We start from the raw sequence: 13,131 nt of genomic DNA, 5'->3' as shown, positions 1-13,131 counted from the left end.
GCGCCAAGCGTTGATCGACGTGTGAACCAAGACGAAGGGGGCGACATGCCGGACGGAAGGCCGAACATTCTGGTCATCTGGGGCGATGACATCGGAATCTCGAACCTCAGCTGTTACAGCGACGGGATCATGGGCTATCGGACCCCGAACATCGACCGCATTGCGAACGAGGGAATGCGGTTCACCGACTCGTACGGCGAGCAAAGCTGCACCGCGGGCCGCGCCGCGTTCATCAGTGGACAAAGCGTCTACCGCACCGGAATGAGCAAGGTCGGCATACCGGGCGCCGATATCGGTTGGGCCGCTGAGGATCCCACCATCGCCGAGTTGCTGAAGCCGCTCGGCTACGCGACCGGCCAGTTCGGAAAGAATCACTTCGGCGACCAGAACAAGTACCTACCGACCGTGCACGGTTTCGACGAGTTCTACGGCAACCTGTACCACCTGAACGCAGAGGAGGAGCCGGAGCAGTTCGACTACCCGCACAAGGATCAGTTCCCGCGGCTCCGCGAGTTCGCTCTGCCGCGGGGCGTACTCGACTGCAAAGCGCTCCCCGAGGACTCGACCGAGCCCGACGATCCCAAGTTCGGCCCCGTCGGCAAGCAGAGCATCACCGATACCGGCCCACTGACCGCCAAGCGGATGGAGACGATCGACGACGACATCGCCGACCGCACCGTCGACTACATCAAACGCCAGCACGCCGAAGGCAATCCGTTCTTCGTGTGGTGCAACTTCACGCACATGCACCTGTTCACCCACACCAAGCCCGAGAGCCGAGGCCAGGCCGGCCTCTGGCAGTCCGAGTATCACGACACGATGATCGATCACGACAAGAACGTCGGCACCGTACTCGACGCACTCGACGAGCTGGGCATCGCCGACGACACGATCGTGATCTACTCCACCGACAACGGACCGCATCGCAACTCCTGGCCCGACGGCGGAACGACGCCGTTCCGCAGCGAGAAGAACACCAACTGGGAGGGCGCCTACCGGGTGCCGGAGCTGATCCGATGGCCGGGACGCATCGAGGCGGGCAGCGTGTCCAACGACATCATCCAGCACCACGACTGGTTGCCCACGTTGCTCGCCGCCGCGGGCGATCCCGACGTCAGCGAGAAGCTGAAGAAGGGCCACAGGGCGGGAGCCGACGGCGACACCGAGTACAGGGTGCACATCGACGGCTTCAACCTGCTGCCCTACCTGACCGGCGAGGTCGAGCACAGTCCGCGACGCGGCTTCTTCTACTTCAACGACGACGCGCAACTGGTCGCCGTGCGGTTCGAGAACTGGAAGATCGTCTTCGCCGAGCAGCGCTGCCAGGGCACGCTGCGGATATGGGCGGAGCCGTTCACCGAGTTGCGCATACCGAAACTGTTCAACCTTCGCACCGACCCGTTCGAGTACGCCGACATCACCTCGAACACGTACTACGACTGGTTCATGCATCGGGACTACTTCAACTTCTACGCGACGGCGATGTGCTCGGCGTTCCTCGACACGTTCAAGGACTTCCCGCCGCGGCACCCACCCGCCACGTTCAGCATCGACCAGATGGTGAAGAAGCTCGAAGAGTTCCTGGCGCCCGACTGATGCTGGAGTCCTGGAACGACGGGCCCGCGAAGTCGGCGATCACCGACTTCGTGGCGCGGGCCGTCGCGGAGGTGCCCGCCGAGGACCGCGTCGCCGTCTTCGACAACGACGGCACGCTGTGGTGCGAGAAGCCGATGTACATCCAGCTCGACTTCCTGCTGCGCCGGTTCAAGGAGCAGGCCGAGGCGGACCCGGCGCTGCGCGAGAAGCAGCCGTATCGAGCGGCGTACTCGGGCGACCTGACCTGGCTCGGCGATGCCGTCACCAAGCACTATCAGGGTGACGACGGTGACTTCACAGTCCTTCTCGCCGCGATACTCTCGGCGCATCACGCCATCAGCGTCGACGAGCACGCGGAGCGGGTCGCCGCGTTCTACGCCGACGCCCGGCACCCGACGCTGGGCCGACCGTACACGGCGTGCGGCTATGCGCCGATGGTGGAGTTGCTTCGCTATCTGGAGGCCAACGGATTCACCAACTACATCGTGTCCGGTGGCGGGCGCGACTTCATGCGCCCCATCACCGGACCCATGTACGGCATTCCGCCGGAGCGGGTGGTCGGCAGTTCGGTGGGACTGATCTATCGGGACGGCGACGTGTTCACCACGGCCGAACCGGAGTTCCTCGACGACGGGCCGATGAAACCGGTGCGATTGTGGAGCCGCATCGGACGGCGCCCCATCTTCGCGGCGGGCAACTCCAACGGCGACATCGAGATGCTGCAGTTCGCCCAGGCGGGCACCCGCCCGTCGCTGCAGTTGATGCTGCTGCACGACGACGCCGAGCGCGAATTCGACTACGTCGCAGGGGCGGAGAGGGCGCTCGACCTCGCCGCCGCCCACGGCTGGGTGGTTCCGAGCATCAGGACCGATTGGAAGACGGTCTTTGCCTGACGCCGGCCTCGTCTCGATACCCGCGCAGACCGCCGTGCTGGGTTCCGACGCCCACTACCCCGAGGAGGCCCCGGCACACGAGGTGACGGTCGACGCGTTCGCGATCCAGGCCCACCAGGTGACCAACGCCCAGTTCGGCGAATTCGTCGCCGCGACCGGCTACCTCACCGTCGCCGAACGGCCGCTGGATCCCGCGGACTACCCGAACGCACCCCCGGAGAACCTACAGCCGGGCTCGATGGTGTTCCGCCGCACGCCGGGCCCCGTCGACCTGCGCCACCTCAGCCAGTGGTGGACGTGGACCCCCGGCGCGAGCTGGAACCATCCGAGGGGGCCGAAGTCGTCGCTGACCAATCGCGCCGACCACCCCGTCGTGCACATCGCCTACGAGGACGCCGAGGCCTATGCCACATGGGCGGGCCTCGCGCTGCCGACCGAGGCGCAGTGGGAGGTGGCCGCCCGCGGTGGACTCGCCGGGGCGACGTACACCTGGGGCGACGAGCCCGAGCACCGCGGCCAGGCCCTCGCCAACTACTGGCACGGCGAATTCCCCTACCTGCCTGATACGGGCTACGGCCAGACCCGCCCCGTCGGCTCGTTCCCACCCAACGGGTACGGCCTGTACGACACGGCGGGCAACGTGTGGGAGTGGACCACCGACTGGTGGGCCGACACCCGTGCCATCGAATCATGCTGCGCCACCGACAGTTACGATCCGGAGCAGCCGCAGTTCCAGGTACCCCGCAGGGTCGTCAAGGGCGGGTCGTTCCTGTGCGCCGACAGCTACTGCATGCGCTACCGCCCCGCCGCACGCCGACCGCAGGCCGTGGACACCGGGATGAGCCACATCGGGTTCCGCTGCGTCGCGCGCTGAGTCGACACCTCTGCTGAGCCATTGCGCTCCTGCCAATAGAGTGCCAAGTTGTAACGCGTTCTCACTGAGGGAGGCCCATGGCAGACGCCGTACTGGTGACCGGTGCATTCGGATTGGTCGGCTCGGCGACCGTCAAGCGGTTGGCCGCCGACGGCCGGCGCGTGGTGGCCACCGACCTCGACGTTCCGGAGAACCGCAAGGCCGCCGCCGATCTGCCCGCGGGCGTCGAGGTCCGGTGGGCCGACTTGACCGATCCGCTGGAGGTCGACGCGCTGCTCGCGGCGGTCACACCCGCGGCGATCATCCACCTCGCCGCGATCATCGCACCGTTCTGCTACGCCCGCGCCAAGCTGGCCCGCAAGGTCAGCGTCGACGCCACCGGAAACCTGGTCGCCGCGGCGACCGCGCAGGAGCAGCCGCCGCGCTTCGTGCAGATCTCCAGCGTGGCGGTCTACGGCGCCCGCAACCCGCACACCGCCAAGGGCCTCCTGTCGGCCGACCTGCCGATGCACCCGACTGATCTGTACGGCACGCACAAGGCCGACGCCGAGAAACTCGTTCGGGCCTCCAACCTCGACTGGGTGGTGCTGCGCCTGGGCGGCGTACTGACCGTCGAGCTGAGCTTCGACATCAAGCCCGAGTTCCTGTTCTTCGAGAGCGCGCTGCCCACCGACGGCCGCATCCAGACGGTCGACGTGCGCGACGTGGCCCGCGCGTGTGCAGCAGCCACCACCGCCGACTGCGTCGGCGAGACACTGCTCATCGGCGGCGACGACGCCACGCACCGAATGACCCAGGGCGACATCGGTTCCGCCGTCGCGGGAGCGATGGGCCTCGTCGGCGCCATCCCGATCGGACGAAAGGGCAACCCCGACAGCGACGCCGACTGGTTCGCGACCGACTGGATGGACACCACCAGGGCGCAGGAGGTGCTGAAGTTCCAGCACCACACCTTCCCCGACATGCTCGCCGAGACAGCCGAACTGGCCGGCTGGAAGCGCTACCCGTTCCGGGCGATCGCGCCGCTGATCGGCGTGTTCCTGCGCAGGCAATCGGCATATCGCAACACCCCCGGCCAGTACGCCGACCCGTGGGGCGCCATCCGCGGCAAATGGGGCGACCCCGGCCCCGATCGGAGTGAGTCGTGAGCCAATCCCACGCGATCGTCGTCGGCGGCGCATCCGGAATCGGCTGGGCATCGGCACAGGCGCTGGCCGCCGACGGCTACACCGTGGTCGTCGCGGATCTCAACGGCGACGGCGCCGCCGCGCGTGCCGCCGAACTCGGCGACGGGCACTCCGCCGCTCAGGTTGATGTCACCGACGAAGCCTCCGTCGCAACGCTTTTCGAGGGAGCGGGCACCGTCGACGCGGTGGTCAGCTGCGCGGGCTTCTCCACCATCGGGCTCATCGTCGACACGCCGGTCGACCAGTTCCGCTCGGTCATCGACGTGTGCCTCAACGGGGCGTTCATCGTCGCCAAGTACGCGGGCAGGCATCTGAGCGACAACGGTGCGCTGGTGTCGATCTCGTCGCTCAACGCCCGCCAGCCCGCACTGGGGATGGCCGCCTACTGCTCGGCCAAGGCCGGGCTGTCGATGCTGACCCAGGTGGCCGCGCTCGAGTTCGCCTCGCGCGGCATCCGCGTGAACGCCGTCGCACCGGGTTTCGTACACACTCCGCTCACCGAGGGCGCCGCTCTGGTGCCAGGCGTTGTCGAGGAGTACATCGAGAACACCGCGATCGGCCGGGCCGGCGTGCCCGAGGACATCGCCGAGGCCGTGCTGTTCCTGCTCAAGGCACCGTGGCTGACGGGCGAGGTGCTCGACATCAACGGCGGCGCACACATGAAGCGCTACCCCGACATCATCGGTCACCTGATGAAACTGGGCGGTACCTGACAAGATCACCGGTGTGGAGAAGAGCCTCACCGGGCCGCAGAAGCGTGCCTTGGCGATCGCCACCGGCGTCGCGCTGATCTTCGGCGCGTACTTCCTCAGCGGCTACTTCATCCTCATCGTCGTGGCCGCGGTCGCGGCGTACCTGTTCGAACCGATGTACCAGTGGTTCCTGAGGCGCTACGGGACCGGCCTGTCGGTGACGCTCACGGTGCTGGCCGCGCTGCTGATGCTCGTCATCCCGATCACGCTGCTGGTCACCCTCGCGGTCGTGCAGATCAGTGCGATGGTACGCAGAGTGCAGGGTTGGCTCGCGGGGACCGACCTCAGCACACTCGGGGACCGGACGTTGACGTACGCCAACGACCTGATCGACCGCATCCCGCTGCTGAACGGCGTCGACCTGACCCCGGAGCTGTTGCAGGAACGCCTGGCGACGCTCGCCCAGCACGTCGGCGAGTACCTGCTCGGCGTTCTTCAGGGGCCAGCGGGCGGGCTGCTCGGCGCAGTCACCGCGGCGGTGCTCTTCCTGTACGTGTTCATCTCACTGCTGTCGAACAGCGAGGGCGTGCAGCTGCTGGTGCGCAGGCTCAATCCGCTCGGTGAGGAGGTCACCGACCTCTACCTGGGGAAAATGGGCGCGATGGTGCGCGGCACCGTGCGTGGCCAGTTCGTCATCGCACTCGCGCAGGGCCTTTCGGGTGCGCTGTCGATCTACATCGCCGGCTTACACGAAGGGTTCTTCATCTTCGCGATCCTCCTCGTCGCACTGTCGATGATCCCGCTGGGCGGCGGCATCATCAGCATCCCGCTCGGCATCGGCATGATCTTCTTCGGCAACGTGTGGGGCGGCGCGTTCGTCATCGCGTTCCACCTCCTCGTGGTCACGAACATCGACAACGTGCTGCGGCCGATCCTGGTGCCTAAGGAGGCGCGCATGGACTCGGCGCTGATGCTGCTGGCGGTGTTCGCCGGGATCACGATGTTCGGCTTCTGGGGTCTGATCATCGGACCCGTGATCATGATCGTCATCGTCACGACCATCAGCGTGTATCTCAATGTCTACCAAGGCGTTCCGCTCGACGCCGTGGAGCCGGGCGGCGACGAGCCGAAGAAACCCGGCCGCCTCCGGACCGCACTCACCAGGGCCCTCGAGCGGCGGCGCGCCGTGCAGCCCGTGGAGAAGGCGGCATCGGCCGCCGCCGAGTAGGGGTCGCGCGATGGCACGACGAGCGAGCCGGGGCGGCGTTCTCGCCGCGTGGGTGGTGCTCGCGGTCGCAGGATGCACACCGCCGACTCCTCCCCCTGCGCCGCCCGCGCCGCCGCAGCCGAGCCTCGACGGCACCTTCCGGTGGCAGCTGGCCACGGGCGAAGGCGACACCGGCGCCGAACAGCCCGGCACCGCAGCAACTTTCGACCTCATCGCACGGTCCGCGTGCACCGAGAGCGGCTGCGTCGCCACCGCGACAGCGCCCGACTACGACGCCCCGGCCGCACCACCCGCCGCGGCCGCCGCTGGCGAGTTGGTATTCGACTTCGTCGACGGGCGCTGGGTCGCGGTGCGCGCGCAACCGTCGACCTGCCGCGACGACACCGGCGATGGCGTGCACGACACCTACACGTGGCGCACCTACGTGCTCGAACCGACCGGCGACGGCGGGTGGACCGGCTCCTACGTCGAGCGCAACGCGCTGGAATCGTGCGGCGGCAGCACCGGGCAGACCGCGACCGTCACCCGCACCGGCATCGCCGATCCGGGAATCACGTTGCCGGAACCGGCATCTCAGCCGCCGCGAATCACGACGCCCGCGGCTGGCCTGCGCGGCCAGTACACCTCGACGCTGACCGCGAGGGCCACCCGGCAGACCGACGACACCGGCGTGTACACCGCGGAGACGACGTGCCTGCGGACGGGCGATCGCTGCCTGTCGTATCTCATCCGCGACGACGGCGCCGGCGCGGGCAGTGCCCGCAAGCTGGTGTTCGCCGACGGCCACTGGACCGAGAGCAGCGCCCCGATCGCAGGCGACTGCCCCGGCGGCGGTCGCTACACCGCACTGAACAGCGCCGTGCTGCCGCTGCCCGCGCTGCCGGCTGACCCGATCGAGGCGCTGGCGGGGGCGTTCACGCAGCGCTCGACGGGCGACTGCAGCGGGACGCGCGAGTACGACGTGACCTACACGCTGGTGCCCAACTAGGCGGTCAGGCGTTCCCTGAGGAATGCGACCACCCGTTTGCGGGCCTCGTAGGCGGGGTGGCCGTCGACCTCCTTGACCTCGAGCGTGAGCACCGAATGCGCCATCCGGCCGAAACCGTGCTCGTTGCCCTTCGCCGAATCGATCTCGATCACCTCGAAGGCGTCGCCGAGCCGCGCCTTGAGTGTCGTGAAACGCTCCGCCGGCGAGAGCGGGTCGCCGCTGAATCGCAGACCCAGCGCGCACAGGCCCTCGTCGGCCGCTCGCCGTTCGATGACCTGCAACTCGCCCTCGGACAGCCCCGGATCACGCTTCATCTTCGCCGTCAGCGCGATCGGTACGGACGGCTGGCTGAGCACAGGTGCCAGCACGCTGTCGTCCACCGCCGCCGCCAGCGCGAACCCGCCGGTGAAGCACTGCCCGATCACTCCGACGCCCTTGCCCGGCGTCCTCTCGTTCAGGTCGCGCGCCAACGCCCGCAGATAGTGGGCGACGGGGCGATCGGCGTTCGTCGCGAAACCCGCGAACTCCTTCGCCACGCAGCCGCGCACCATGACCGGCACCGCGCCGGGCCTCACGCCGGGAGCGCCGGGGGTGCCGAACAGCGACGGACAGGCCACGGTGAACCCGTTGTCCACCAGGTGATTTCCCAGCGCGAGCACGCCGGGATGAATACCGGGCATCTCCGGGATGAGCACGACGCCGGGGCCCTCACCCTTGCGGTAGACGTCGTGTGTGAAGCCGGCTGCGGTGAAGGGCTCAACCGACCATCCGGTCAGATCCGCCTCTGGTCCTGGCATCGTGGGCTCCTAGCCGACGGGCAACGGCGACTGCTTCTGCACCGCCGCGGCCAGCGTACGGTACTCGTCGGTACCCGCGGCGCCGGTAATCGCGATCTGGGTCGGACCCGCACGCGAGGGCAGCCGCGTCGTCCACACCGGGTAGCGGTACTCGCTCTCGGCGTTGCCGCCCTCGTAGACGACCCAGTTCACGCCGTCGACGTCCTGCGCGCCCGTCGGCACCAGGCCACCGTCGAAGTACTGCATGAGCCTGGCCTCGTCGGCGTTGCTCTGCGACAGGCTCACGTACCTACCGGTCGGCGTCAGATACCCGACGCGGGACATCGTCGCGCGCGCCGGCTGACCCGAGGCGTCGGTGCGCCCCGCGTCGATACCGCCGCGGGACCCGGAGTTGGCCTGCCAGCCCTCGGGCAGCGCGGGCACCCGGATCGGGAACTTCAGCGCGTCGGCGTCGGCCTGCAGCGCGGCGGGCGCGTCGTACACCGGCGCGGGGCCGGGACCGGGCCCGCTCGGCGCGAACGAGCACATGCCGAGCACGCCTGCGAGCACCACGCAGGCCAGCACGAGCGGGCCGATCGACCAGAACATGTCGCGGCCGTCCTGCAGAAGCCGGGACTTATCGGGGGCCTTGACGGGGACCGCCTGCTGGGCCACGCCAGGGTCGGGCGGCGGTTGCGGAGGTGCGGTCACGAGTCCCAGTATCCCAGGTCCCGATCTCGGATCGACTAATGGGAGAATCCAGCGCATGACGCCTCGACGTGAAGCCCCGGACCGCAACCTGGCACTCGAACTGGTGCGGGTCACCGAGGCGGGCGCAATGGCGGCGGGCCGCTGGGTCGGCCGCGGCGACAAGGAGGGCGGCGACGGAGCCGCCGTCGACGCCATGCGCGAGCTGGTCAACTCCGTGTCGATGCGCGGCGTCGTGGTAATCGGCGAGGGCGAGAAGGACAACGCCCCCATGCTCTACAACGGCGAGGAGGTCGGCAACGGCGACGGCCCGGACTGCGACTTCGCCGTCGACCCGGTCGACGGCACCACGCTGATGAGCAAGGGCATGCCGAACGCCATCTCGGTGCTCGCGGTCGCCGAGCGCGGCGCGATGTTCGATCCGTCCGCCGTGTTCTACATGAACAAGATCGCCGTCGGTCCGGACGCCGTGGACGTCATCGACATCACCGCACCCATCGGCGAGAACATCCGCCGGGTGGCCAAAGTGCGCAATTCCACGGTCGCCGACATCACCGTGGTCGTCCTCGACCGGCCGCGGCACGCCCAGTTGATCGAGGACGTCCGCAAGGCGGGCGCCCGCATCCGGCTGATCTCCGACGGCGACGTCGCGGGCGCCATCTCGGCGTGCCGGCCAGACTCCGGCACCGACATGCTGGCGGGCATCGGCGGCACCCCCGAGGGCATCATCACCGCCGCGGCCATCCGCTGCATGGGCGGCGCCATCCAGGCCGTACTGGCGCCCACCGACGACGCCGAGCGTCAGAAGGCCATCGACGCCGGCCACGATCTGGACCGCGTGCTGCACACCGAGGACCTGGTATCCGGCGAGAACGTCTTCTTCTCCGCCACCGGCGTCACCGACGGCGACCTCCTCAAGGGCGTTCGGTACTTCGGCGGTGGTTGTACGACACAGTCGATCGTCATGCGCAGCAAGTCCGGCACCGTCCGGATGATCGACGCCTACCATCGCCTCTCCAAGCTCAACGAGTACTCCGCGGTCGACTTCACCGGTGACAAGACCGCCGCCTATCCACTGCCGTAACCCCCAACCCCGCATCAACAGAGAGACGAACAGGGAGCGCAATGACCGACACCGCTGTCGAGGGCCAAGTCGAATACCGCATCGAGCACGACACCATGGGCGAGGTCCGGGTGCCCAAGAGCGCGCTCTGGCGGGCCCAGACGCAGCGCGCGGTGGAGAACTTCCCGATCTCGTTCCGGCCGCTGGAGCGCACGCAGATCCGCGCCCTCGGGCTGCTCAAGGGCGCCTGCGCGCAGGTGAACAAGGACCTCGGCCTGCTCGACGCGGAGAAGGCCGACGCCATCATCGCCGCTGCGGCCGAGATCGCCGACGGCAAGCACGACGACCAGTTCCCGATCGACGTGTTCCAGACCGGCTCGGGTACCAGCTCCAACATGAACGCGAACGAGGTCATCGCGTCCATCGCCGAGTCCAACGGCGTGACGGTGCATCCGAACGACCACGTCAACATGTCGCAGAGCTCGAACGACACCTTCCCCACCGCAACCCACATCGCGGCCACGGAAGCCGCTGTGCGCCATCTGATTCCGGCGCTCGAGGTGCTGCACGAGTCGCTGGCGGCCAAGGCCAGGCAGTGGCGGGTGGTCGTCAAGTCCGGTCGCACGCACCTGATGGACGCGGTTCCCGTGACGCTGGGCCAGGAGTTCGGCGGGTACGCCCGCCAGGTCGAGGCGGGTATCGAACGGGTCAAGGCGACGCTCCCGCGCCTCGGTGAGCTCGCCATCGGCGGCACCGCGGTCGGCACCGGCCTCAACGCGCCGGACGGCTTCGGCGACAAGGTGGTCGAGGTTTTGGTGAACGACACCGGCCTCGCCGAACTGCGTCCGGCCGAAGACCATTTCGAGGCGCAGGCGGCCCGTGACGGACTGGTCGAGGCGTCGGGTGCGCTCAAGACCATCGCCGTGTCACTGACGAAGATCGCCAACGACATCCGCTGGATGGGGTCGGGCCCGCTGACCGGCCTCGGCGAGATTCAGCTGCCCGACCTTCAGCCCGGTAGCTCGATCATGCCCGGTAAGGTCAATCCCGTTCTCCCCGAAGCGGTCACGCAGGTCGCCGCTCAGGTCATCGGCAACGACGCGGCGGTCACCGTCGGCGGCCTGTCGGGGGCCTTCGAACTGAACGTCTACATCCCGATGATGGCGCGCAACATCCTCGAGTCGTTCACTCTGCTAGCGAACGTGTCGAAGCTGTTCGCGGAGAAGTGCATCGACGGCCTCATCGCCCACGAGGCGCACCTGCGCGAACTGGCCGAGTCGTCGCCCTCGATCGTGACGCCACTGAACTCCGCGATCGGCTACGAGGAGGCCGCCAAGGTCGCCAAGGAGGCGCTGAAGGAGAAGAAGACGATCCGCCAGACGGTGATCGACCGCGGGCTGATCGGCGACAAGCTCTCCGAGGCCGAGCTGGACAGGCGGCTCGACGTGTTGGCGATGGCCAAGGTCGTCGATGAGCGCTTGCGCGAAGAGCATTGAGCCAGGCGGGCAGTCCTTCTGACCTGAGGGTCGGCGTCACCGCGCTGCTGAACGCGTACCAGTACCTCGCCGACACCGGCAGGGTGGACCGTCTGGCCCAGCTGTTCGCGCCCGACGGCGTGTTGGAGATCGGGGCCGAAACCTTCACCGGCCCAACCGAAGTACTCGGGCTCTTCACGCGCGCCAGCGGGCAGTTCGTCGAGGCCGACTTCCTGCCCGCCCGACACCACCTGAGTTCGATCCACGTCGAACCGCAGGCGGACGGCACCGCGAAGACGTACGCGTGCTTCCAGTTCATCGGCACCCGCGGCCTCGACCACTGGGGGACGTACCGCGACGTCGTCGTACCCACGGAGAACGGCGACGGTTGGCGGTTTCAGCGCCGCCGGGTGATCACCGAGGGGTTCGCGCCGGGATCTCGGCTGGCGCCGGAGGCCCCTCCCCCGTCAGGAACCTGATCCCCGGCCACGCCGTGGCGCTGTGCAGCACCAGGCTCAGCGTCACGGTGACGACGACGACCTGGGTGATGAGCCCGGCTTGCTCGATCTCGCCGCGGTCCACCACGATCAGGCCCAGCACCAGCGTGCCGATGCCGCGCGGGCCGAACCACGCGATGAAAAGGCGCTGTCGGACAACGAGATCCGTGCCGAGCAACGCGACGGACACCGTCACCAGCCGCACCACCACCAGCGCGAGCACCGCGAAGAGCACAACGCGCCAGGTGGCGTCGCGCCAGCCGACGATCACCGCGTAGGCGCCGAACATCGCGAACACCACCAATTCCATCAGCTGACCCGCGGCGTCGGAGACCTGCATCTGCGGCGCCACCTCCATGCGCCTGCCGATGTAGGCGAACATCAGACCGCCGGCGAATGCGGTGACGAAGCCGCTGGCGTGCACGTGCTCACCGAGCTGGAAGCACAGCAATGCCAGTGCGATGGTGGACAACTGGGCCCACGTGTCGTTCATCCAGCCGTGCCGTCGGGACCGGGCGATCGCCCAGCCACCGAGCGCCCCGACCGCGACGCCGATCACGACCGACAACAGTTCGGTCCGCAGCAGGAAGTAGCCCCACCGCGACGGATCGGGCTCGGTGTGGTCGGACGCCAGCGCCAGCGCCGCGAACACCGCGGCGAGCGCGAACCCGTCGTAGAAGCCGCTCTCCGTGGACAGGGCGTGCCGAATCCGTTCGGGCACTCGCTCGTTCTCCAGCAGCGAGTGGAGCAGCGCCACCTCGGTCGGTGCGACGATGGCCGCCAGGCACACGGCCTCCCACAGCGGCATCACCGGCAGCACCAGCAGCGCCGTCACGGTACCGAGGGTGAGCGCCAACGGGATTCCGACGACCAGCAGCCGGAACGTCACCGACCGCCTGCGCACGACGGCCGACAGGTCGAGTTCGGCGGCCTGGTTGAACAGGATCACGGTCAGCGCCAACTGGGCGGCCACCGCGAACGACTGCGCATCGTCACCGACGTCGAGCACCCCGACACCGAAGGGACCCAACGCCATTCCGACGAGCACGAACACCAGCGCGGGCGCGAAGTACCAGCGCGCGACGACCCCGGACACCCCCGCGTAGCAGAGCACCAACAGCGTCAGGAAGAACGCGGTCTCACCCGTCATGGGC

13 protein-coding genes are annotated in these 13,131 nt (G+C 68.4%); 10 read left to right on the top strand and 3 right to left on the bottom strand.

Annotation, left to right across the window (positions count from 1 at the left end; all coding sequences use genetic code 11):
* The first annotated feature begins 45 nt into the window (after positions 1-45).
* The 7 genes from NM203_RS00840 (at position 46) to NM203_RS00810 (ending at position 7,458) form a co-directional block, all read left to right on the top strand.
* Positions 46-1,596, top strand: coding sequence for an arylsulfatase (locus tag NM203_RS00840; protein WP_255057692.1), 1,551 nt, complete (start codon positions 46-48; stop codon positions 1,594-1,596).
* Entirely contained in the window at positions 1,596-2,489 is an 894-nt protein-coding gene (locus NM203_RS00835) for an HAD family hydrolase (RefSeq protein ID WP_255057691.1), read from the top strand. Before NM203_RS00840 ends, NM203_RS00835 begins: the two co-directional genes overlap by 1 nt.
* Positions 2,482-3,363: a formylglycine-generating enzyme family protein gene (locus tag NM203_RS00830; RefSeq protein ID WP_255057690.1), complete on the top strand. Its 882-nt coding sequence runs from the start codon at positions 2,482-2,484 to the stop codon at positions 3,361-3,363. Before NM203_RS00835 ends, NM203_RS00830 begins: the two co-directional genes overlap by 8 nt.
* A gap of 77 nt (positions 3,364-3,440) precedes the next feature.
* Complete coding sequence (locus NM203_RS00825; RefSeq protein WP_255057689.1) at positions 3,441-4,511, top strand: NAD-dependent epimerase/dehydratase family protein; 1,071 nt, start codon at positions 3,441-3,443, stop codon at positions 4,509-4,511.
* The gene (locus NM203_RS00820) at positions 4,508-5,263 is read left to right on the top strand and encodes an SDR family NAD(P)-dependent oxidoreductase (protein WP_255057688.1); all 756 of its coding nucleotides are present in this window, start codon (positions 4,508-4,510) and stop codon (positions 5,261-5,263) included. Before NM203_RS00825 ends, NM203_RS00820 begins: the two co-directional genes overlap by 4 nt.
* A 13-nt stretch (positions 5,264-5,276) precedes the next feature.
* Positions 5,277-6,470: an AI-2E family transporter gene (locus NM203_RS00815; RefSeq protein ID WP_255057687.1), complete on the top strand. Its 1,194-nt coding sequence runs from the start codon at positions 5,277-5,279 to the stop codon at positions 6,468-6,470.
* Between the two features lie 10 nt (positions 6,471-6,480).
* Positions 6,481-7,458 carry a hypothetical protein gene (locus NM203_RS00810; protein ID WP_255057686.1) on the top strand — a complete coding sequence of 326 codons (978 nt, stop codon included), beginning with the start codon at positions 6,481-6,483 and terminating at the stop codon, positions 7,456-7,458.
* Here NM203_RS00810 and NM203_RS00805 read toward each other — a convergent pair.
* Positions 7,455-8,255 (bottom strand): dienelactone hydrolase family protein, encoded by an 801-nt coding sequence (locus NM203_RS00805; protein ID WP_255057685.1) that lies wholly within the window; start codon positions 8,253-8,255, stop codon positions 7,455-7,457. The two genes, NM203_RS00810 and NM203_RS00805, sit on opposite strands and share 4 nt — an antisense overlap.
* Positions 8,256-8,264: 9 nt before the next feature.
* Positions 8,265-8,909: a DUF4245 domain-containing protein gene (locus NM203_RS00800; RefSeq protein ID WP_255058266.1), complete on the bottom strand. Its 645-nt coding sequence runs from the start codon at positions 8,907-8,909 to the stop codon at positions 8,265-8,267.
* Between the two features lie 91 nt (positions 8,910-9,000).
* Here NM203_RS00800 and glpX point away from each other — a divergent pair, with 91 nt between their 5' ends.
* Genes glpX through NM203_RS00785 form a run of 3 tightly spaced genes read left to right on the top strand, consistent with a single transcriptional unit; the run spans position 9,001 to position 11,959 of the window.
* On the top strand, positions 9,001-10,026 hold the full coding sequence (gene glpX, locus NM203_RS00795; protein WP_255057684.1) for a class II fructose-bisphosphatase: 1,026 nt from the start codon (positions 9,001-9,003) through the stop codon (positions 10,024-10,026).
* A 41-nt stretch (positions 10,027-10,067) separates the two neighbouring features.
* Complete coding sequence (locus NM203_RS00790; RefSeq protein WP_255057683.1) at positions 10,068-11,501, top strand: class II fumarate hydratase; 1,434 nt, start codon at positions 10,068-10,070, stop codon at positions 11,499-11,501.
* On the top strand, positions 11,498-11,959 hold the full coding sequence (locus NM203_RS00785) for a nuclear transport factor 2 family protein (RefSeq protein WP_255057682.1): 462 nt from the start codon (positions 11,498-11,500) through the stop codon (positions 11,957-11,959). The genes NM203_RS00790 and NM203_RS00785 overlap by 4 nt, the downstream gene beginning before the upstream one ends.
* On the opposite strand, the gene NM203_RS00780 is transcribed toward NM203_RS00785, so the two are convergent.
* Positions 11,895-13,127, bottom strand: a complete 1,233-nt coding sequence (locus tag NM203_RS00780; protein ID WP_255057681.1) for a cation:proton antiporter domain-containing protein — start codon at positions 13,125-13,127, stop codon at positions 11,895-11,897. The genes NM203_RS00785 and NM203_RS00780 overlap by 65 nt on opposite strands.
* Positions 13,128-13,131: the final 4 nt, after the last annotated feature.

Origin of the sequence: Mycolicibacterium arenosum, assembly GCF_024320865.1 — a bacterium.
Taxonomy (GTDB): Bacteria; Actinomycetota; Actinomycetes; order Mycobacteriales; family Mycobacteriaceae; genus Mycobacterium; species Mycobacterium arenosum.
Note: the sequence above shows the minus strand (reverse complement) of the source record. Positions and strands in the feature narration are given on the sequence as shown.